The sequence below is a fragment of the Streptomyces sp. P9-A4 genome (genome assembly GCF_036634195.1).
GTDB lineage: Bacteria > Actinomycetota > Actinomycetes > Streptomycetales > Streptomycetaceae > Streptomyces.
On the sequence record NZ_JAZIFY010000001.1, the window covers coordinates 642,804 to 664,968 of the forward strand.

Genomic DNA, 22,165 nt, shown 5'->3' on the forward strand with positions numbered 1-22,165 from the left:
CCGTGACCGACCCCGTGATCGTCGTGGGCGCCGGCCCCACCGGACTGATGCTCGCCTGCGAGCTGGGCCTGGCCGGCGCGCCCGTCGTCGTCCTCGACCGACGCGACACACCTGATCCGCACGCCCCCGGCCAGGCCGTCAACGCGGGCGTCATCGCGCTCCTCGAACAGCGAGGCCTGGCGGACGCGCTGCGCGCGTCCGGACTCCCGCTGCCCGGCGCGCACTTCTCCCTGCTGTGGCTGCACCCCGAGCAGCTCGCCGCCGACCGGCCCGAGGTGGGCACCGGACTTCTCGTGCCCCAGCCCCGGCTGACCGAGGTCCTTGAGCGGCGGGCCCGCGAACTCGGTGTGGACATCCGCCGCGGCCACGAGGTGACGGAACTCCGCCAGTCCCCCGGACACGTGACGCTGAAGCTGCGCACCTCCGCGGGCGATTCGACGCTGCGCGGCTCGTACGTGGTCGCGGCCGACGGCGCCGGAAGCACCGTGCGCCGCCTGGCGAAGATCGACCTCCCGGGCAGCGGCTGGACCGTGTCGGGCATCGTCGGCGACGTCGCGGCCGACTTCTCCGAGCTCGCCGTCCACCACCTGGGCGCCCACTACCTGCCCGCCGGCGGGGTGTACTCCGGCGCACCCGCCGGACCCGGAGTGCTCCGGGTGATCACCACTGTGTTCGGCACCACGCCTCCCACCGCGTCGGGCCCGGTCGCCGCGGAGGAACTCCAGGGTGAGGTCGAGCATCTCACCGGGCAGCCGCTGCCGGCCCGCGAGGTGCTGTGGGCCCGCCGGTTCACCAGCCACAGCGGCAACGCCGAACGCTACCGGTCCGGCCGGGTGTTCCTCGCCGGCGACGCGGCGCACTCCTTCTATCCGCTGGGAGGGCTGCGCCTGAGCACCTGCCTCCAGGACGCCGTCAACCTCGGCTGGAAGCTCGCCGCGGACCTGGCCGGCTGGGCGCCGCCCGGCCTGCTCGACACGTACCACGCCGAGCGTCACCCGGAAGGCGAGCGGGCCCGGCTCGCGCTCGACGCCCAGCTGGCCCTGATGCACCCGGCGGCCCGCACCGCCGGGGCCCGGTCGCTCTTCGCGGACCTCGCCCGCTTCGACGACGTCAACCGGTATCTGGTGGAGCTGGTGACCGGCGTCGACGTGCGCTACCGCCTGGGCGCCGACGGCACCTCGGGCTCCGCCGCCCCCGACCCCGCGCTCGGCGGCCGTGTCCCCGGCGCCGCGCCCCTGCTCCACGACGGCCGCGGCCTGCTGCTCGTCGGCGAGGGCGGCGGGGACGGCGGGGACGGCGAAGCCGGGGCGTACGCCCGTGCGGCGGCGGCCTGGGCCGACCGGGTGGGCGTCGCGCCCTCGGTCGACGCGACCGGCTCCGTACTGCTGCGCCCGGACGGCCACGTCGTATGGGCCGAGGGCTCGGGCTCGCTGGAGACGGCCCTGAAGAACTGGTTTGGCGCGCCGAGCTGAGCACGGTGAGGAGACGGAGGAAGCGCCCGCGGTCACCGCGGGCGCTTCTCGTGTACGGGGGGGATGCGGCCGGTCGGGCCGGGTGCGGGCGGTCAGGCCAGTTCGAGGGCGAACCCCGCCTTCAGCCACTTGCTGGACTCGACGGAGATCCCGAGGACGCGGTCACCCGGAGCCAACTGCGGCAGAAGCTCCTCCAGTTGGAAGAAGGGCATCGCGTTGCCCGTGTTGGCGATGGTGTCGACGAGGGTGATCTCCTCCGCGAGCGGCATGTCCAGGCCCTCGACGATCCGCCGCGTCATGCGCCCCGACAGCTGGGGCGGCAGCAGGTAGTCCACGTCCGTGACCGCCCAGCCCAGATCGCCGAGCAGTTCCTCGGCGATCTCCCGGGACATCACCGGGACGGACTCCTCGATCGCCTTGTAGTCCTCCTTGATGTGCGCGCGGTCCGCGTCGGCCCGGTCGAGCGCGCCGGTCCACTCCACGATCTGGCCGGGCTCCCGGCCCCGCCCGGTCAGCCGGTTGAGAACCCGGCGGATCACCGGCGCGCCCTCGGTCGGCTCCGAGGTCAGCACGGCCGCGCCTGCGCCGTCGCCGAACAGCACGAAGTTGACCAGCTCGCCCGAGTCGAGCTTCGCGAGGTCGACGCTCGGGTCGTAGTGCCGTGAGCACAGCTCACCGCCGATCACCAGGGCCGTACGGTGCCCGCCACCCCGCAGCATCTGGCCGGCGACGTCGAGCGCCTGGAAGGCGCCCGCGCAGCCCGACTGCAGCTGGTAGGTCGGCACACCGTCGATCCCGAGCCGGTCCGCGACGATGTTGACGGTCGCGGGCATCAGCTGGTCGGGCGTGGCGGTGCCGAGGACGACCAGGTCGATGTCGCCGGGTCCGAGACCGGCGTCCGCCAGGGCGCGGGCACCGGCCTCGGTGGCCAGATCGGCAAGTGTGGAGCGGAGCCTGCCGGTCGCCAGGTCCACCGACAGATGCCGGGCACGGGTCCCGACGAAGGCGTCGACCCACTCCACCCAGATCGGGTCCATACCGAAGTGCCGGGCCAGGTCCGCGTTCTCCAGGGGGTCACCGGGCAGGGCGGTGCCCACCGACAGGATGTGGATTTCCGAGGCTTCCATACCGCCACTTTCGGCCGCCCGGCTGACGCCCCGCTGACGGCTGTCTAAAGAAGCCCTTAGGCGCCGTACGGGACATCCGCGCCGGTCAAGAGGCGACCGCCACGGCTCGGCGAAGGCTTTAGGTCACGCTAAGCAGCCCGCAAGCCGCGTCCGCGACGTTGCCCGGACGACCGTCTGGCATTGCGAGGGATGGGTTCATGGCCAACGAAGCGAAACTCCGGGACTACCTCAAGCGGGTGACGACCGACCTGCGGCAGACCCGGCAGAGGCTGACCGATGTCGAGGCCGCGGCGCACGAGCCGATCGCGATCGTCGGCATCGGCTGCCGCTTCCCGGCCGATGTGCGCAGCCCCGAGGACCTGTGGCGGCTGCTCGCCGCCGGCGGCGACGCCATCACGGACTTCCCCGAGGGCCGAGGCTGGGACCTCGACCGGCTGCACGCGCCGGACCCGGGGGCCGACGCCCAGGCCACCACCTATGTGGCCAAGGGCGGCTTCCTGCACGACGCGGGCCTCTTCGACGCCGGATTCTTCGGCATCAGCCCGCGCGAGGCCGAGGCGATGGAGCCGCAGCAGCGGGTGCTCCTGGAGACCGCCTGGGAGGCCCTGGAGCGCTCCGGGATCTCCCCCGACAGCCTGCGCGGCAGCGACACCGGCGTGTTCGTCGGCGCCATCGCCCAGGACTACGCGCGCCCCGAGGAGATCCGCCCCGAGCTGGAGGGCTACCTCGTCACCAACACGACGAGCGTGGCCTCCGGCCGGATCGCCTACACCCTGGGCCTCGAAGGCCCTGCGCTCACCATCGACACCGCCTGCTCGGCCTCGCTGGTCGCACTGCACCTCGCCACCCAGTCGCTGCGGCAGGGAGAGTGCTCGCTCGCGCTTGCCGGTGGCGCGACGGTCATGGCGTCCCCGGTGCTGCTCACCGAGTTCAGCCGGCAGCGCGGGCTCGCGGCCGACGGCCGCTGCAAGGCCTTCGCCTCGGGCGCGGACGGCACCGGCTTCGGCGAGGGCTCCGCGCTGCTCGTCCTGGAGCGTCTCTCGGACGCCCGCCGCAACGGCCACCCGGTGCTCGCGGTGATCCGCGGCACAGCCGCGAACCAGGACGGCGCGAGCAACGGCCTCACCGCCCCCAACGGCCTCGCGCAGGAGGCCGTCATCCGACAGGCCCTCGCCAACGGCCGCCTGACGGCCGACCAGGTCGACGCGGTCGAGGCCCACGGCACCGGCACCCGCCTGGGCGACCCGATCGAGGCACAGGCACTCATCAACACGTACGGCACCGGACGCGACGCCGAACACCCGCTGTGGATGGGCTCGTTGAAGTCCAACATCGGGCACACGCAGGCCGCCGCGGGCGTCGCGGGCGTCATCAAGATGATCATGGCGATGCGGAACGGGGTGCTGCCCCGGACGCTGCACGCGGAGGACCCGACGGACCACGTCGACTGGTCCGACGGCACCGTACGGCTGCTCACGCAGGAGCGCACCTGGGACGCGAGGGGCGACGAGCCGCGCCGCGCGGGCGTGTCGTCATTCGGGATCAGCGGAACGAACGCGCACGTCGTGATCGAGCAGGCACCCGAGGAAGCCCCCACGGTCACAGACAGGGCCGAACCCACCGCTCTTCCCTGGCTGTTGTCGGCGAAGAACGAGCAGGCGCTGCGCGACCAGGCACGCCGGCTTCACACGTACGCCACCGAACACCCCGACACCCCGCCGCACGAGGTCGCGGGCGCGCTCGCGGCACGTGCCCGCTTCGAGCACCGCGCCACCATCGACACCACCGGCGACCGCACCGCGCTCCTCGCCGCCCTGGACGCCCACGCCGAAGGCGGCGAGGCACCCGGTCTGACCACCGGCACCACCCTCACCGGAAAGACCGCCTTCCTCTTCACCGGACAAGGCAGCCAGCGCCTCGGCATGGGCCGCGAACTCCACGAAGCCGACCCGGTGTTCGCCACCGCCTTCGACGAGATCGCCACCCTCTTCGACCAGCACCTCGACCAGCCCCTGCGCCACGTGATGTGGGGCGAGGACGCCACCACCCTCAACCAGACCCAGTACGCGCAGGCAGCCCTCTTCACCCTCCAGACCGCACTGCAGCGCACCCTGGAACACCACGGCCTCACCCCCGACACCCTCATCGGCCACTCCATCGGCGAGATCGCCGCCGCCCACGCCGCCGGCGTCCTGGATCTGCCGGACGCCGTCACGCTGGTCGCGGTTCGCGGCCGGCTGATGCAGACCGCCCGCAACGACGGCGCCATGCTCGCCATCCAGGCCACCGAAGACGAGATCGCCCCCTTCCTGACCGCGTACGAGGGAAGGCTGACCGTCGCAGCGCTCAACGGCCCCGAGGCGACGGTGCTTTCGGGTGACGAGGACGCCGTGACCGAGGCCCTCGCGCACTGGACCGGTCTCGGCCGCCGCGCCAAGCGCCTGACGGTCAGCCACGCCTTCCACTCCGCGCACATGGACGAGGTCCTTGCCGACTTCCGCGAGGCGATCGCGGGCCTGACCTTCCACGCCCCGAAGATCCCCGTCATCTCCAACGTGACCGGCCTGCCCGCCACCGACGACGACCTCCGCTCCCCCGACTACTGGGCACGGCACATCCGCGGAACCGTCCGCTTCCACCCCGGCATCCAACACCTCGAAACCAACGGCACCACCCGCTACCTCGAACTCGGCCCCGACGCCACCCTCACGGCGCTCGCCCAGGACACGTTGACCGGGCCGGCCGTCCTCGCACCGACGCTGCGCAAGAACGCACCCGAACCCACCACCCTCGCCACCGCGCTCGCCCGACTCCACACCACGGGCCACACCCCCACCACCTGGCAGCCCCAGCCCCCCACCCGCGTCCCCGAGGACCTGCCCACCTACCCCTTCCAGCACGAGCACTACTGGATCGAGCGGACCACCGCCTCCGGGTCCGACGTGAGGTCGGCCGGGCTCGCCTCCGCCGGGCACCCGTTCCTGGGCGCCCTGGTCACCCTCGCCGACACGGACCAGCTGGTCCTCACCGGCCGCATCTCGCTGCGCACCCACCCCTGGCTCGCCGACCACACCATCTCCGGCACCGCCCTCCTGCCCGGCACCGCCTTCGCCGACCTGGCCCTCCACGCCGCCGGCCACACCGACACTCCGGCCCTGGAGGACCTCACCCTCGAAGCGCCCCTCGTCCTGCGCGAAAAGGATGCGGTCGAGCTGCAGTTGGTGGTCGAGGCGGCGGCCGGGTCCGAGCGCCGGGCGTTCACGATCCACGCACGCGGCGAGGATGCCGAGTCGTGGACCCGGCACGCCTCCGGCACCCTCTCCCCCGCCCCGGACGGCACAAGGGCGGACCGCGCGTCCCTGCCGTGGCCGCCGCCCGGCGAGCAGGCCGACCTGACCGGTCTCTACGAGGAGCTGCACGCCCAGGGCTACGCGTACGGCACCGCCTTCCAGGGCCTCAGGGCGGCCTGGCGCGACGGCGACGACCTGTACGCCGAGATCGAGCTGCCCGAGGAGGCCGACGCCCTCGGGCACCCGGTGCACCCCGCGCTCCTCGACGCGGCGCTCCACCCGCTGCTGCTCGACCTGGTGGGCGGCACCCCGGAGACGGTGCGGCTGCCGTTCAGCTGGTCCGACGTCACCCTGCACGCGACCGGCGCCGCCCGGCTGCGGGTCCGGCTGACCCGGTCCGGCGCCGACACGGTCACGCTGACCGCCGACGACCCCGAGGGCGGCCCTGTCGTCGACGTCGGCGCCCTGCTGATCCGCCCGGCCGACGTCGGCGCCGTGTCCGCCGCCTCCGGCGACGGCTCGCACGCCCTGTACCGGGTCGACTGGCGGCCCGTGCCCGGCGCCGCCGAAACCCGTACGGAGGACGACGCGACGGCCGCCGCGCCCGTGCGCGCGGTGGTGGGCCCCGACGTCATCGGCGTCGCCGACGCTCTCGGCGACGGTGCCGTGCGGTACGCCGACCTGGACGAGCTGGCCGCCGCCGGGCCCGTACCGGCCGAGGTCCTGGTGCCGTTCACGCCGGGGCGCCCGCCCCGGGGCACGTACAACCCGGTGGCGATCGCCCGCGAGGCGCCGCACCGGATGCTGGGGCTGATCCAGCGCTGGCTGGCCGACGAGCGGTTCGCCGGCTCGCGGATGGTGGTCGTCACCCGCAACGCGGTCTCCACCCGCTACGACGAGTCGATCCGGGACCAGAGCCTGGCCGTGTGGGGTCTGGTGCGCTCCGCGCAGACCGAGCACCCGGGCCGCTTCCTGCTGGTCGACGTGGACCGGGACGAGGCCTCGTACCGGTCGCTCGGCACGGCGCTCGGCACGCCCGACGAGACGCAGCTGGCGCTCCGCCGCGGCACCGTGCTCGCCGCCCGGCTGACGCCGAGTGCGCCCGAGGGGCGGCTCGCCGTCCCGGCGGGCAGTGCGGGCTGGCGGCTCGGCGCGACGGCCAGGGGCACCCTGGAGAACCTGGCGCTGCTGCCCGCCGAGGCGCCCGACGCGCCGCTCGCCCCGGGTCAGGTGCGGGTCGGGGTGCGGGCGGCGGGACTGAACTTCCGCGACGTCCTGATCACCCTCGGCCAGTACCCGGGCGAGGCGCCGATCGCCAGCGAGGGCGCCGGATACGTCCTGGAGACCGGCCCCGACGTCGTCGGTCTCGCGCCCGGCGACCGGGTGATGGGGCTGTTCACCGAGGGTGCGGCCGGACCTGTCGCGGTCACCGACCACCGGCTGCTCTCCCGGGTGCCGGCCGGCTGGTCGTTCACCCAGGCCGCCGCGACGCCGGTGGTGTTCCTGACCGCCCTGTACGCGCTGACCGACCTGGCCGGCGCCCGCGCCGGGCAGACGGCGCTGATCCACGCCGCCGCGGGCGGTGTCGGCATGGCCGCGACGCAGATCGCCCGCGCCCTGGGTGTCGAGGTGTACGGCACGGCCTCGCCGGCCAAGTGGGACGCGCTGCGTTTCCAGGGCTTCGACGACGCCCATCTGGCGAACTCCCGCACGCTCGACTTCGAGCGGGAGATCCTGGCCGCCACCGAGGGCCGCGGCGTGGACGTGGTCCTCGACGCGCTCGTCGGCGAGTACGTCGACGCGTCGCTGCGGCTGCTGCCGCGCGGCGGCCGGTTCGTCGAGATGGGCAAGGCCGACATCCGCGATGCCGAGCAGGTGGCGCAGGCCCACCCCGGTGTGGTCTACCGCGCCTTCGACCTCATGGAGGCGGGACCGGACCGCATCCGGGAGATGCTGGACGACCTCCTCGCGCTGTTCGAGGCGGGCCGGCTCGGCCCGCTGCCGGTGGAGGCCTGGGACGTGCGGCGGGCCCGGGACGCCTTCCGGCACCTGGGCCAGGCCCGGCACACCGGCAAGGTGGTCCTCACCCTGCCGCGCGACCTCGACCCCGAAGGCACGGTCCTCGTGACCGGCGCCTCCGGCACCCTCGGGCGGCTCCTCGCCCGTCACATGGCCACCCGGCACGGGATCCGGCACCTGCTCCTGACGAGCCGGCGCGGTCCCGGGGCGCCCGGCACCGACGAGCTGGTCGCCGAGCTCGCGGAGGTCGGCGCCCGGGCCACCGTCGTCGCCTGCGACACGGGCGACCCGGCGTCGGTGCGGCGGCTGTTCGCGTCGGTCGACCCTGCGCACCCGCTGACCGCCGTCGTGCACACGGCCGGTGTGCTCGACGACGGCACGATCGAGTCGATGACCCCGGAGCGGCTCGACACCGTGGCACGCTCCAAGCAGGACGCGGTCTGGCTGATCACGGACGAGATACGGGACCTGGACCTGGCCGCGTTCGTGATGTTCTCCTCGTTCGCCGGGGTCATCGGCAACGCAGGACAGTCCAACTACGCGGCCACCAACTCCTTCCTCGACGGCGTCGCCGCCTACCAGCGCTCCAACGGGCTGCCGGGCGTCTCGCTCGCCTGGGGCCCGTGGGGTGCGGAAGGCAAGGCGGACGGCGGGGACGGCGGCGGCATGGCCGGCACGCTCGACGCGGGTGACCTGGCCCGGCTCGCGGGCGCGGGCTTCGCGCCGATCGACCCGCGGCAGGGCCTGGCGCTGTTCGACGAGGCGCTGACCACCGACGAGCCGCTGCTCGTCCCACTGCGGCTCAACCCGTCCGCGCTGCGGGCCCGCGCCGAGGCGGGCACCCTGCCTCCGCTGCTGCGCGGTCTGGTGCGCTCCCGTACCCGGCGTGCGGCGGCGGGCCGGCCGGCCCCGGCCGGTGCCGGGTCGCTCGCCGAGCGGCTCGCGGCCGTCGATCCGGCCGAGCGCGACCGGCAGCTCCTCGCGCTCGTGCGGGCCGAGACGGCGGCGGTGCTCGGGCACGGCTCCGGTGACACGCTCGCCCCGGAGCGGGCGTTCAAGGACATCGGCTTCGACTCGCTGACGGCGGTCGAGCTGCGCAACCGGCTCAACGCCGCCACCGGCCTGCGGCTGCCGTCGTCGCTGGTCTTCGACCACCCCACGCCGGCCGCCCTCGCGGCGCATCTGCGCACCGGTCTGTTCGGCGACGCCGAGCCGGCCGCGGCTCCGGCCGCCCGGCACGCGACACCGGCCCCGGCGGTGCCGGCCGACGAGGACCCGATCGCCATCGTCGGCATGGCCTGCCGCTACGCGGGCGGTGTCGCCTCGCCCGAGGACCTGTGGCGGCTCGTGCTGTCCGGCACGGACGCGGTGACCGAGTTCCCGGAGGACCGCGGCTGGGACACGGAGGCCCTGTACGACCCCGATCCGACCCGGTCCGGGACCTCGTACACGCGGCGCGGCGCGTTCCTCACCGGCGCCGACCGTTTCGACGCGGCCTTCTTCGGGATCAACCCGCGCGAGGCGACGGCCATGGACCCGCAGCAGCGGCTGCTCCTGGAGACGGCCTGGGAGGCGGTGGAGCGGGCCGGGATCGACCCGACGGCGCTGCGCGGCAGCGACACGGGCGTGTTCGCGGGCGTCGTCGCCGGTGACTACGTGACCCGGCTCGGGCAGGCGCCGGAGGCGGTCGAGGGGTATCTCGCGACCGGTACCACGGCGAGCGTGGCCTCCGGCCGTATCGCCTACTCCTTCGGATTCGAGGGTCCGGCGGTCTCGGTGGACACGGCGTGCTCGTCGTCGCTGGTGGCGCTGCACCTGGCCGCGCAGTCGCTGCGGCAGGGCGAGTGCTCGCTCGCCCTCGCGGGCGGCGCGACGGTCCTCGCGGGCCCGACGAGCTTCGTCGAGTTCAGCAGGCAGCGGGCGCTGTCGCCCGACGGTCACGCCAAGGCCTTCTCGGACTCCGCGGACGGCACCGGCTGGGGCGAGGGGGCGGGTCTGCTGCTCCTGGAGCGGCTCTCCGACGCCCGCCGCAACGGCCACCCGGTCCTCGCCCTGGTACGGGGCACGGCGACGAACCAGGACGGCGCGAGCAACGGCCTGTCCGCGCCGAACGGGCCCTCGCAGGAGCGCGTGATCCGCCGGGCCCTCGCCAACGCACGCCTGACGGCCGCCCAGGTCGACGCGGTCGAGGCCCACGGCACGGGCACCCGGCTCGGCGACCCGATCGAGGCGCAGGCGCTCATCAACACGTACGGCATGGAGCGCGACGCCGAACACCCGCTCTGGCTCGGCTCGTTGAAGTCCAACATCGGGCACACGATGGCGGCGGCCGGTGTCGGCGGCGTCATCAAGATGGTGATGGCGATGCGGAACGGCCGGCTGCCGAGGACGCTCCACGTCGAGCGGCCGACCACGCACGTCGACTGGTCGGACGGCACGGTGCGCCTGCTCACCGAGGAACAGGCATGGCGCACGCCGGGCGACGAGCCGCGCCGGGCGGGAGTGTCCTCCTTCGGCATCAGCGGCACCAACGCCCACGTGATCATCGAACAGGCACCGGAAGAGACCGGCGCCGGGGAGCAAGAACTCCCTTACCTGCCGTGGCTGTTGTCGGCGAAGACCAGTGAGGGACTGAAGGAACAGGCACGCCTGCTCCACACGTACGCCACCGAACACCCCGAGGTGCCGGTACGGCAGGTCGCGGGCACGCTCGCCGCCCGCGCGCGCTTCGACCACCGCGCCGTCGTGGACGCGAGCGACCGCACGGCCCTGCTCGCCGGCCTCGACGCGCTCGCCGGGGGCAGGGAGGTGCCCGGCCTGGTGACCGGCACGGCGGTGGGCCACGAGCCCGGCCGCGCCGTGTTCGTCTTCCCCGGCCAGGGCAGCCAGTGGCTCGCCATGGGCCGCGCGCTGATGCGTGACAGCGAGGAGTTCGCCGGATACGTACGGGAGTGCGCCGAGGCGCTCGCCCCGCACACCGACTGGGACCTGACCGCGGTCCTCGCGGGCGACCCCGACGCCGCCTCGCTCGACCGGGTCGACGTCGTACAGCCCGCGCTCTTCGCGATGATGGTCTCGCTCGCCCGGCTCTGGCGCGGGCACGGCGTGGAGCCCGCCGCGGTGATCGGCCACTCCCAGGGCGAGATCGCCGCCGCGTACCTCGCCGGCGCGCTCAGCCTCGACGACGCCGCCCGGGTGGCGGCGCTGCGCAGCCGGGCCATCACCCGCCTCGCGGGCACCGGCGGCATGCTGTCGGTGCAGCTGCCCGCCGACGTCGTACGGGAGCGGCTGATCGAGGACACCTACGTCGCCGCGGTCAACGGCCCCGCCCTCACGGTCGTCTCGGGCGCCCCGCGGGCCCTGGAGACGCTCAAGGAGCGGTTCACCTCCGAGGGGTTCCGGGCCAGGCTGATCCCCGTCGACTACGCCTCGCACTCCCCGCACGTCGACGCGCTGCGCGAGGAGCTGCGCGAGCTGCTCGGCGGGATCGAACCCCGCGCCACGGACGTGCCGTTCTGGTCCACGGTCGCGCGCGGCCCGCTCGCGGGCACCGAGCTGACCGGCGAGTACTGGGTGCGCAATCTGCGTGAGCCGGTGCTCTTCGAGGAGACCGTGCGCGGGCTGCTCGCCGCCGGACACACCACCTTCGTCGAGGTCAGCGCGCACCCCGTGCTCGTGCCCGCGATCCAGGACACGGTGGCGGACGCGGGCGCCTCGGCGGTCGCGCTCGGCACGCTCCGTCGCGACCGGGGCGGCATCGGCCGCTTCGGCACCTCGCTGGCCGAGGCGCACGTCACCGGCACCTCGCCCGCGGCGTGGCGGCCCGCGCTGCCGCCCGCGGACCCGGCGGGACCGCCCACGTACCCGTTCCAGCGGCAGCGTTACTGGCTGGAGGGGACCGGCGCGGCCGTCGACGCGGACGGCCTCGGCCTGGACACGGCCGGGCATCCGCTGCTCGGTGCCAGCGTCCCGCTCGCCGACTCCGGTCAGATCGTGTTCACCGGCCGGGTCTCCCTGCGCACCCACCCCTGGCTCGCCGAGCACGCGGTGGAGGGGACGGCGCTGCTGCCGGGCACGGGCTTCCTCGACCTGGCACTGCACGCGGCGGACCGCACCGGCGCGGATGGCGTCGAGGACCTCACCCTGGAGGCCCCGCTGAGGCTCGCCGAACAGGGAGCGGCGGTGCTCCAGGTGACGGTCGGCGCGCCGGACGGGTCGGGTCTCCGGCCGCTGGGCATCCACTCCCGGACGGGTGAGGACGCGGGCTGGATCCGGCACGCGACCGGGACGCTCGGCGCCGCCTCCGCCGCCGGCCCGGCCGACCCGGCATCCGCCGGGCACCCGGCCTGGCCGCCGGCCGGGGATCCGGTCGACCTCGGCGACGCGTACGGCGAGCTGCTCGCCCGCGGTTACGCGTACGGGCCGCTGTTCCAGGGTCTCACCGCGCTGTGGCGCGACGGCGACGACCTCTACGCCGAGGTCGAGCTGCCCGAGGACACCGACACCACCGGCCACTCCGTCCACCCGGCGCTCCTCGACGCCGCCCTGCACCCGCTGGCGCTCGCACCGGCGGGCACCGAAGTCCCGACCGGCACGGACGGCACGGCCGGCTCCGGAGAATCAGACGGGTTCCCCGAGATCCTGCTGCCGTTCTCCTTCGGCGGCGTACGGCTGCACCGCACCGGCGCGAAGGCGCTGCGGGCGCGGCTGACGAGGACCGGCGGAACCTCGGTCGCCCTGCGGCTCACCGACGCGGAGGGCGCGCCCGTCGCCGACGTCGAGACGCTGTCCCTGCGTCCGCTGCCGGCCGCCGAGCTGGCCGCGCTGCGCTCACGGGGTACGGCGGACCTGCCGCTGTACGCGGTCGGCTGGACGACCACCGGTCAGGCCGCCCCGGTGGCCCCGACCGCCCCGGTCGAGGGTGCGTGGGCGGTGCTCGGGGAGCACGGCGGCGAGATCGCCGCGGCGCTCGGCGACGCGCCCGTGTTCGCCGGGACGGCCGAGCTGGGCGCTGCCGTCGCCGAGGGCGCGCCGCGGCTGCCGGACACCGTCCTCGCCGCCCTTCCGGCAGCCGAGGAGCCCGCTGGCGTGACCGGCGCCGTCCCGACGGGCGCCGATGTCCGGGCCGTGCTCGACCCGCTGCTCGCGCTGCTGCGCGACTGGCAGGCCGACGAACACCTCGCCGCAGGACGCCTCCTGGTGGCCGCGCGCGGCGCGGTCGCGGTACGGGACGGCGACACCGTCGACCCGGTGGCCGCCGCCGCGTGGGGGCTGCTGCGCACGGCGCGGAGCGAGAACCCCGACCGGATCGCGCTGGTGGACCACGACGGCACGGACGCCTCGCTGCGCGCCCTGGCCGCGGGCACCGGCCCCGGCGAGAGCGAACTCGCCCTGCGCGAGGGCACCTGGTACGCGCCCCGGCTCACCACGGTGCCGGACACGCCGAGGCCCGGCGCCGGAGTCGAGGCCGGTGCCGAAGCCGGGGCCGGGGCCCGGCCGTGGGACCCGGACGGCACCGTCCTGGTCACCGGGGGCACCGGCACCCTCGGCGGGCTCGTCGCCCGCCGGCTCGTCACCGGCCACGGCGTACGGCACCTGCTGCTCACCTCCCGGCGCGGACCCGCCGCCCCGGGCGCCACGGAACTCGCCGCCGAACTCACCGCGCTGGGCGCGGAGGTCCGGATCGAGGCCTGCGACGCGGGCGACCGCGACGGGCTCGCCGCACTGCTCGCCGGGATCCCCGCCGGCCACCCGCTCACGGCGGTCGTCCACGCGGCGGGCGTCCTGGACGACGGCGTCATCCAGTCGCTGACGCCGGAGCGGCTCGACACGGTGCTCTCCGCCAAGGCCGACGCGGCGCTGCACCTGCACGAACTCACCCGTGAGCTGCCGCTCGCCGCGTTCGTCCTGTTCTCCTCGCTCGCCGGTGTGGTGGGCAACGCCGGACAGGGCAACTACGCCGCCGCCAACGCCCTGCTGGACGGTCTGGCGGTACGCCGCCGGGCCCTCGGCCTGCCCGCGCTCTCCCTGGCCTGGGGGCTCTGGGCCGACGGCAGCGCGCTGACCGGCCACCTCGACGGGCGGGAACGCGACCGGCTCGGCCGCGACGGCGTCGTACCCCTCACGGCCGAGGACGGGCTCGCCCTCCTCGACCGCGCCCTGGCCGGTGCGCCGGCCGCCGTCGTCGCCGCGCGCCTGGACCGCGCCGAACTACGGCGCCGCGCCGGGGCCGGGCTCCTGCCGCCGCTGTTCGGCGGGCTCGTCCCCGCGCCCGCGCGCCGGGCCGCCTCCGCGACACCGTCGGGCTCCCTGGCCGAACGCCTCGGCCAGGTGCCGGAGAAGGAGCGGGAGCGCCTGGTTCTCGACCTGGTGCGGGAGACCGCCGCACTCGTTCTCGGTCACAGTGACACCGGCCTCATCGACGACGAGCACTCGTTCAAGGAGCTCGGCTTCGACTCCCTGACGGCGGTGGAGTTCCGCAACCGGCTGAGCGCCGCCACCGGGCTGCGGCTGCCCGCGACCGTGGTCTTCGACCACCCGTCGCCCGCCGCGCTGGCCACGCTGCTGCGCACCCGGGCGGAGGAGGCCGCGGCGAAGGCGGCGGCCGCTCGGGGCACGGACCCGGCCGCCGGCTCCGGCCCGCTCGCCGGGCTCGACGCCCTGGAGAAGGCCCTCTCCCTGACGGCGGAGACCGACACCGGCACCCGTACGGAGGTCGGCAGGCGACTGCGGGAGCTGCTCAGCGGTCTGGAGGCCTCGGCCTCCGCGGCGGGCGGCTCCCCGAAGGCCGGCCCCGAGGACGTGGCCGCCCGGATCAAGTCCGCCTCGGCGACCGACCTCCTCGACCTCATCGACAGCGAATTCGGCAGGAAGGCCCGGTCGAAGTGACGACGAGTCCGACGACGAAAGACAGCACCACCGAGACGGACACCACCGCCGAACCCGCCTCCCAGGAGGAGCGGCTGGTCGAGTACCTCAAGTGGATCACCGCGGACCTGCACGAGACTCGGCAGAAGCTCGCCGAGGCCGAGTCCGCGGCCCGGGAGCCGATCGCCGTGGTCGGCATCGGCTGCCGCTACCCCGGCGGCGTCCGCGGCCCCGAGGACCTGTGGCGGGTCGTGGACTCCGGCACCGACGCCATCGGCGGCTTCCCCGATGACCGGGGCTGGGACCTCGACGCGCTGTACGACGCCGACCCGGAGCGCTCCGGTACCTCGTACACCCGCAACGGAGGCTTCCTGCCGGACGCCACCGAGTTCGACGCGGGCTTCTTCGGACTCAGCCCGCGCGAGGCGCTGGCCACCGACCCGCAGCACCGGCTGCTCCTGGAGACCGCCTGGGAGGCGCTGGAGCAGGCCGGGCTCGACCCGCGCGAGCTGCGGGGCAGCCGGACGGCGGTCTTCGCGGGCCTGATGTACAGCGACTACGCGGCACGGCTCCCCCGTATCCCGGAGGAGGTGGAGGGCTTCATCGGCAACGGCACCGCGCCGTCGGTAGCCACCGGCCGCATCGCGTACACCTTCGGCTTCGAGGGCCCGGCCGTCACCGTCGACACCGCCTGCTCCTCCTCCCTGGTCGCGATCCATCTGGCCGTCCAGGCGCTGCGCCAGGGTGAGTGCTCGCTCGCCCTGGCGGGCGGCGCGACGGTGCTGTCGACACCGGGTCTCTTCACCGAGTTCAGCAGGCAGCGGGGTCTGTCCGCCGACGGCCGCTGCAAGTCCTTCGCGGCCGGCGCCGACGGCACCGGCTTCGGCGAGGGCGCGGCCCTGGTCGTCCTGGAGCGGCTGTCCGACGCCCGCCGCAACGGCCACGACGTACTCGCCGTCGTCCGCGGCAGCGCCGTCAACCAGGACGGCGCGAGCAACGGGCTCACCGCACCGAACGGTCCCGCCCAGGAGGCGGTGATCCGTCAGGCCCTCGGCAACGCCCGGCTGGCCCCCGCCGACCTCGACGCCGTCGAGGCCCACGGCACCGGCACCACGCTCGGCGACCCGATCGAGGCACAGGCCCTGATCAACGCCTACGGGCAGGACCGGCCCGCCGGCCGCCCGCTGTGGCTGGGCGCGCTCAAGTCGAACATCGGGCACACCCAGGCGGCGGCCGGCGTGGGCGGCGTCATCAAGATGGTGATGGCCCTGCGCAAGGGCGTGCTGCCCCGCACGCTGCACGCGGACGAGCCGACACCGCACGTGGACTGGTCGGAAGGCGCGGTCCGGCTGCTGTCCGCGCCCCGCCCGTGGCCGGCCGAGGAGGGCCGCCCGCGCCGGGCCGGCGTCTCCTCCTTCGGGATCAGCGGCACCAACGCGCACCTGATCCTGGAGGAGGCTCCGGAGGAAGAACCGGGGGGCGCGGAGACGGCGGAGTCGGCCGGTGCTTCTGGGACTTCGGGAGTCGCTGAGACTTCCGGGACTCCTCAGGCTTCCGAGGCTTCCGGCATCGGAGCGGGTGCCTCGCTCCCGCTGGTCGCCTGGCCGTTGTCCGGGCGGGGCGCGGGAGCCCCGGCCGCGCAGGCACGGCGGCTGCTCGGGCATCTGACGGAGCGCCCCGGGCCGACCGCCGCCGAGGTGGCGCGGACCCTGGCCGCCCGGCCGGTCCTCGAGGACCGGGCCGTCGTGCTCGGCGAGGACCGCGAGGCCCTGCTGCGGGGCCTTGAGGACCTCGCGTCCGGCTCCCGGTCCGCGGCGGTCGTCCGGGGCAGGACCGAGCGCCGTGCGCGCACCGCGTTCCTCTTCACCGGCCAGGGCAGCCAGCGCCTCGGCATGGGCCGCGAACTGTACGGGTCCCACCCGGTGTTCGCCGCCGCCTTCGACGAGGTCTGCGGGCTCATCGGCGAGCACCTGGAACGACCGCTGCGGGACGTCGTGTTCGCGGCACCCCGCACTCCCGAGGCCGCGCTGCTCGACCGTACGCGGTACGCGCAGGCCGCCCTGTTCGCGCTGGAGACGGCGCTGTTCCGGGTGCTGGAACACCACGGCCTCGTACCGGACTTCGTGATCGGGCACTCGGTGGGCGAGCTGGCCGCCGCGTACGCGGCAGGGGTGCTGACGCTTCAGGACGGGGTGGCACTCGTGGCCGTCCGCGGCCGGCTCATGGAGTCGGCGCGGGGCGACGGCGCCATGGTGTCGCTCCAGGCCTCCGAGGAGGAGGTCGAGGCCTTCCTCGCGGAGGGCACCGAGGGCGCGGAGGACGCGGAAGGCTCGCGGGGCTTCACAAACGCCCGACTGTCGATCGCGGCGGTCAACGGGCCCCGGTCGGTGGTCGTCTCGGGCGACGCCGACGCCGCCGCCGAGGCCGCGGCGCACTGGCGGGCGCGGGGCCGCAAGACCAAGCGGCTGCGGGTCAGCCACGCCTTCCACTCGCACCACATGGACGGCATCCTGGAGGAGTTCCGCCGGGCCGTCGCGGCGCTGTCCTTCAAGCCGCCGGTGATCCCACTGGTCTCCAACCTGACCGGCCGGCCCGCGACCGCCGAGGAACTGGCCGACCCGGACCACTGGGTGCGGCACGTCCGCGAGCCCGTCCGCTTCCACCCGGGCGTCCGGCACCTGGAGGACGAGGGCGTGCGGCTGTACGTGGAACTCGGCCCGGACGGTGTCCTCGCGGCGCTCGCCGCGCAGAGCCTGCGCGAGGAGCCGCCGGTCCTGGTCCCGGCGCTGCGGGGCGACCGCCCCGAGCCGCGGACGCTGCTCTCGGCGCTCGGCCTGGCCTGGGCGCACGGTCGCCCCGTCGACTGGACCGGGCTCGCCCCCGCGGGCGGGCGGGTGCCCCTTCCGTCGTACGCCTTCCAGCGGCGTCCCTACTGGCTGCACGCCCCGGCCGTACGGCTCGCCGAGGAGCCGGCGGCCCTCTCGACCCCGGCGCGGGACGGCGGCTCCGAAGTCGTCGATGCCCTCGGAGATCCCGTCCCGCGCCGGAATCTCGCCGGGCTCGCCCCCGCGGAGCGGGAGGCGGAGCTCCTGGAACTGGTGCTGTCCTCGGCGGCGTCCGTGCTCGGGCACGACTCCGGCGCCGAGATCGCTGCGGACGCCACCTTCCTGGAGGCCGGATTCACCTCGTTCACCGGCCTTGAGCTGCGGAATCTGCTGGCCGAGGCGACCGGGCTCGAACTGGAGGCGACGCTCGCGTTCGACCACCCGACGCCCGCGGAGCTGGCCGCCCGCCTGAGCAGGGAGATCGGCGGGGAGGCAGGATAGAATCGGGGCTATACCCCGCTTACGGTGCCGCCGCCGTCACCGACGGCGGCGGCACCGTTCGAGCACGGCTGAGGAGAAGACAGCACGATGCGCGCAGACGCCCGCCGCAACTACGAGCGACTCCTGGCCGAGGCCAGGAAGGCCTTCGACAAGCACGGCATCCACACCTCTCTCGACGACATCGCCAAGCAGGCGGGGCTGGGCAACGCGACGCTGTACCGCCACTTCCCCACCCGGGAGGCGCTGCTCGAAACGATGCTCCGGGACAGCCTCTCCGAACTCGGCGGCACCGCACGTGAGTTGCTGGACACGGAGCCGGCCGGTGCGGCCCTCGCGACCTGGGTCCGGGCGGCGGTGGCGCACGCCACCACCTACCGGGGGCTCGTGACCCTGCTGATGGACAGCCTCAAGGACGAGACCTCCGAGCTCAACAACGCCTGTACGTCGATGCAGTCGTCGGGCCAGCAGCTCCTGGAGCGGGCGCAGCGGACCGGCGAGGTGCGGGACGACATCACGGCCGCCGAGCTGTTCGCGCTGATCGCCGCGGCGGCCTGGACCCGCGAACACGCCCCCGACGAGGCCGACCAGGTCCTGACGGTCATGATCGATGGCCTCTGGCCGCCACGGCACTGACCGGCCCCGCCGCGAGGCAGCCCTTCGGGCGACGACGGGATTGTGACGACAGGCTCTAGCGCGGCAGCCCGGCGAGCCTGCGGGAGATCAGCCCGGCGAGCTCGTCGGTGCGGTCCGCCAGATAGAAGTGGCCGCCGCCGGGGACGACGGTGCAGCCGAACTCCCCCGTGGTGTGCACCTGCCAGGCCCGCGCCTCGTCCTCGCTCACCCGCGGGTCGCGGTCACCCACGATCGCCTCGACCGGCACCCGTACGACGGCGTCCGGCTCCGGGCGGTAGGTCTCGATCGCCCGGTAGTCGGCCCGCAGCGGCGGCAGCACGAGCTCCCGCATCTCCGGGTCGGCGAGCAGCTCCGAGGAGACCCCGCTGAGCCGCTCCGTCTCGGCGATCAGCGCGTCGTCGTCGAGCAGATGGAAGGCCTCCGTCCGATGGGTCGACGGCGCGCGCCGCCCGGAGGCGAACAGCACCCGGGGCTCGGTCAGCCGGGCCGCCTCGAAGGCGACGACGGCGCCCATGCTGTGCCCGAAGTACGCGGGCCGGCGCCCCGCCCACGGCGAGATCGCCTCGACCACCGCGGCCGCGATCTCCCGCACGTCCTCCATCGGGGCCTCGCCCCTGCGGTCCTGCCGCCCCGGGTACTGAACGGCCAGCACCTCGATGCCGGCGGGACCCAGCAGCCGTGAGAGCCCGTGGAAGTAGGCGGCCGACCCGCCCGCGTGCGGAAAACAGACCAACGGGGTCCGCTCGGGCTCCCCCGCCGCAGGCGGATGGAACCGCCTGATCCACACGTCACTGCCGGTCATCAGCCCCGTCATGCCCGCACTCCTCACATCGGCTTCCCCTGGGAACGAGCCATCCTCACCCACCCTCCTTAAGCCCCGATTTCGTGCCCGGGTCTTCAAGGTCACCGAAGAACCCGCGAATGACGGTGAGGTTCTCGCGGGCTTCGCGCATTTCTCTCGCTCCAGGGAATCCGAACCCGTCGGTCCTGGTGAGGGCGCCGCACGACTGTCGCCCTTTGTAGCCGCCCCGACACTTCTCGTTAAAGGTCGAGCCCCACCGAACCCCCTCTGTTAACGCAGCCTTTAACGATGTTTTGGCAGGCCAGACGGAGAAAACCAGCGTAAAACGGATATCCCCGAGATGGGGACTCCCCAACCGGCACATCGTGGGCTTAACTTATGTGCCATGACCTCCCCCCGCTCCACCTATGGAGGCGGTTACCACACCGCGCCGTCCTTCCCGGACACCCCGATCTACGACTCCCTGGTCGCGGAGCGGGGCACGCCTCAGATCGCCCCGATCCGAGTGCCCGCCGCCTACGACACCGGCAGCAGCTTCCCCGCGAGCGGTTCCTACCTGCCGGCGCTTCCCTCGGCACTGCCCGCCCTCCCGGCGGCGCCCAGCCCGCAGCAGCCCTCCTACGGCAACGGCTACGGATACCCGCAGCCCACGCCTCAGATGGCCCCCGTGCCCCTGCAGCACGCCCCCGCCCCGTACATCCCGCAGCAGCAGGTGGCCCCGCGCGGCTACCAGGGCGGTCAGTACCCGCAGCAGCCCCGCCCGGCGCCCACGGGCTACGAGGCGATGCGTCCGGCGGCCCCCCGGCCCGCTCCGGCGCCGGTCCCGGCCCCCGCTCCGTACGACGACCCGTACAACCGCCCCTACCAGGGCGGGGGTTACTGACCGGCTTCCGCTCCCGGGCCGTGGCCGGCCCGGGGCGGCTGGCAGGATGACCGTATGCCGACTCCTGTGCTCCGCTCCGTCCACGTCCACCCGGTGAAGGCCATGCGCGCGCTGGCTCCCACGGCGGCCGAGGTCCAGCCCTGGGGGCTGGCCGGGGACCGCCGCTGGGCGGTCGTCGACGCCGCGGGCAGGATCGTGACCCAACGCCGTCACCCCCGGATGGCGTTGGCCACGGCGGAACCCGTACCGGGCGGCGGCGTCGTGCTGTCCGCGCCCGGCCACCCGCCGCTGACCGTCGAGGTGCCGCACCCCACTTCCACGATCACGGTGGAGATCTTCGACAAGCCGGTGGAGGCCGTCCCCGCCGGGCCCGACGCCGCCGCCTGGGTCTCGGCGTATCTGGAAGGCGACTTCCGGTTCGTCCACATGGACGCGCCCGAGCACCGGCGGCCCGTCGACCCCGACTACGCGCTGCCCGGCGAGACGGTGAGCTTCGCGGACGGCTATCCGCTGCTCGTCACCACCACCACGTCGCTCGACGCCCTCAACTCCCTCATCGCCCAGGGCGACCACGCCGACGAGGGCCCGCTGCCGATGAACCGGTTCCGGCCGAACCTGGTGATCGAGGGAACCGCCCCCTGGGCGGAGGACGGCTGGACGCGGCTCACGGTCGGAGAGGTCACCTTCCGGGTCGCCCGTCCCTGCGGGCGCTGCGTCGTCACCACGACGGACCAGCTGACCGCCGAGCGCGGCAAGGAACCGCTGCGGACCCTCGCCCGGCACCGCAAGAGCGACGGCCGGGTCATCTTCGGCCAGAACCTCGTCCCCGAGCACACCGGCACGGTCCGGGTCGGCGACGAGGTGAAGATCCTGGACTGAGCCGGGAGCGGGCGCCACCTCGGCGAACCGGGCCCGAGGGACCCCGGTCGCACTTCGCGAACCGGCCACGAGGGACCCCGTCACACTTCGCCGTCCGGCAGGCGGGGAACCCCGCCCCGGGGCACACTCGTTGGAGGATCGGTGAACAACGAGGGGGTCCCGACGTGCGCGCTGCCATCGGACTCTGGCGCTGGCGGCACAATCCCCTGCGCCGGAGCACGGATCTCGCCGAGGCCTGGGTGGCCTTCGTGGCGGCGGCGCTGCTCTGTGTCCTGGTGCCGCTGACCGGGTGGGCGGCCGGCGCCTCCGCGAACGGTTCGCTCCAGCGTGCCGCCCGTACCCAGCAGGAGCAGCGGGCGCCGACGACCGCCCGGGTCGTACGGGCCGCCGACCGGCCGGCGACGGGCGGGCGGACCGCCGAGGCGGCCGGGGAGGACCGGCTGCGCCGCTCGGTGGTGGCCCAGTGGACCGCGCCGGACGGCTCGACGCGTACGGGGACGGTGTCGACGGCCCGGCGGCGCTCCGCGCCCGGCTCCACCTTCCCGCTCTGGACGGACCGGTCCGGGCAGCCCGTGGCCGCGCCGATGAACGCGGACGCGGCCCGCGCGCACGCGGTGGTCGCCGGTCTGACGGCCGCTCTGCTCGCGGGCCTCCTGGTCGAGACCGTCCGCCGTCTCGCCGTACGCCGTCTCGTGCTGACGCGGTACGCGCGCCTGGACCGCGCGTGGGCGGCGACGGGCCCGGACTGGGGCCGTACGGGCACGGGCAGCTGACCCCCCGGCCCCCGCCGACCGGGCGGGCGGGCCTGTGTCCCGGCCGCCCGTCGGCCGGACCGGGCCGGAGCGCGATCGAGCCCGACCGACCTCG

At 74.7% G+C, this 22,165-nt stretch carries 9 protein-coding genes; 7 read left to right on the forward strand and 2 right to left on the reverse strand.

What is annotated here, in order from left to right:
* Window positions 1-2 precede the first annotated feature (2 nt).
* A complete protein-coding gene (locus V4Y03_RS02735) occupies window positions 3-1,472 on the forward strand; it encodes an FAD-dependent monooxygenase (RefSeq protein ID WP_332433872.1) in 1,470 nt (489 codons plus the stop codon).
* Window positions 1,473-1,564: 92 nt separating this feature from the next.
* Here V4Y03_RS02735 and V4Y03_RS02740 read toward each other — a convergent pair whose 3' ends face one another.
* On the reverse strand, window positions 1,565-2,599 hold the full coding sequence (locus V4Y03_RS02740) for a 3-oxoacyl-ACP synthase III family protein (RefSeq protein ID WP_317878281.1): 1,035 nt from the start codon (window positions 2,597-2,599) through the stop codon (window positions 1,565-1,567).
* A gap of 197 nt (window positions 2,600-2,796) precedes the next feature.
* On the opposite strand from V4Y03_RS02740, the gene V4Y03_RS02745 reads away from it, so the two are divergent.
* The 3 genes from V4Y03_RS02745 to V4Y03_RS02755 all read left to right on the forward strand — a co-directional run bounded on the left by V4Y03_RS02745 (window position 2,797) and on the right by V4Y03_RS02755 (window position 18,734).
* Complete coding sequence (locus V4Y03_RS02745; protein WP_332433873.1) at window positions 2,797-14,796, forward strand: SDR family NAD(P)-dependent oxidoreductase; 12,000 nt, start codon at window positions 2,797-2,799, stop codon at window positions 14,794-14,796.
* Window positions 14,793-18,101 (forward strand): type I polyketide synthase, encoded by a 3,309-nt coding sequence (locus V4Y03_RS02750; protein WP_332433874.1) that lies wholly within the window; start codon window positions 14,793-14,795, stop codon window positions 18,099-18,101. Before V4Y03_RS02745 ends, V4Y03_RS02750 begins: the two co-directional genes overlap by 4 nt.
* Before the next feature lie 87 nt (window positions 18,102-18,188).
* Window positions 18,189-18,734, forward strand: a complete 546-nt coding sequence (locus V4Y03_RS02755) for a TetR/AcrR family transcriptional regulator (protein WP_317878208.1) — start codon at window positions 18,189-18,191, stop codon at window positions 18,732-18,734.
* Between the two features lie 55 nt (window positions 18,735-18,789).
* Here the strand turns inward: V4Y03_RS02755 and V4Y03_RS02760 are convergent, their stop codons facing one another.
* Complete coding sequence (locus V4Y03_RS02760; protein WP_332433875.1) at window positions 18,790-19,548, reverse strand: thioesterase II family protein; 759 nt, start codon at window positions 19,546-19,548, stop codon at window positions 18,790-18,792.
* A 373-nt stretch (window positions 19,549-19,921) separates the two neighbouring features.
* On the opposite strand from V4Y03_RS02760, the gene V4Y03_RS02765 reads away from it, so the two are divergent.
* The 3 genes from V4Y03_RS02765 (at window position 19,922) to V4Y03_RS02775 (ending at window position 22,071) form a co-directional block, all read left to right on the forward strand.
* Window positions 19,922-20,419: a DUF6643 family protein gene (locus V4Y03_RS02765; protein WP_332433876.1), complete on the forward strand. Its 498-nt coding sequence runs from the start codon at window positions 19,922-19,924 to the stop codon at window positions 20,417-20,419.
* Between the two features lie 54 nt (window positions 20,420-20,473).
* Window positions 20,474-21,298, forward strand: coding sequence for an MOSC domain-containing protein (locus V4Y03_RS02770; protein ID WP_317878205.1), 825 nt, complete (start codon window positions 20,474-20,476; stop codon window positions 21,296-21,298).
* Between the two features lie 164 nt (window positions 21,299-21,462).
* Window positions 21,463-22,071, forward strand: coding sequence for an Rv1733c family protein (locus V4Y03_RS02775; protein WP_332433877.1), 609 nt, complete (start codon window positions 21,463-21,465; stop codon window positions 22,069-22,071).
* The last annotated feature ends 94 nt before the right edge of the window (window positions 22,072-22,165 follow it).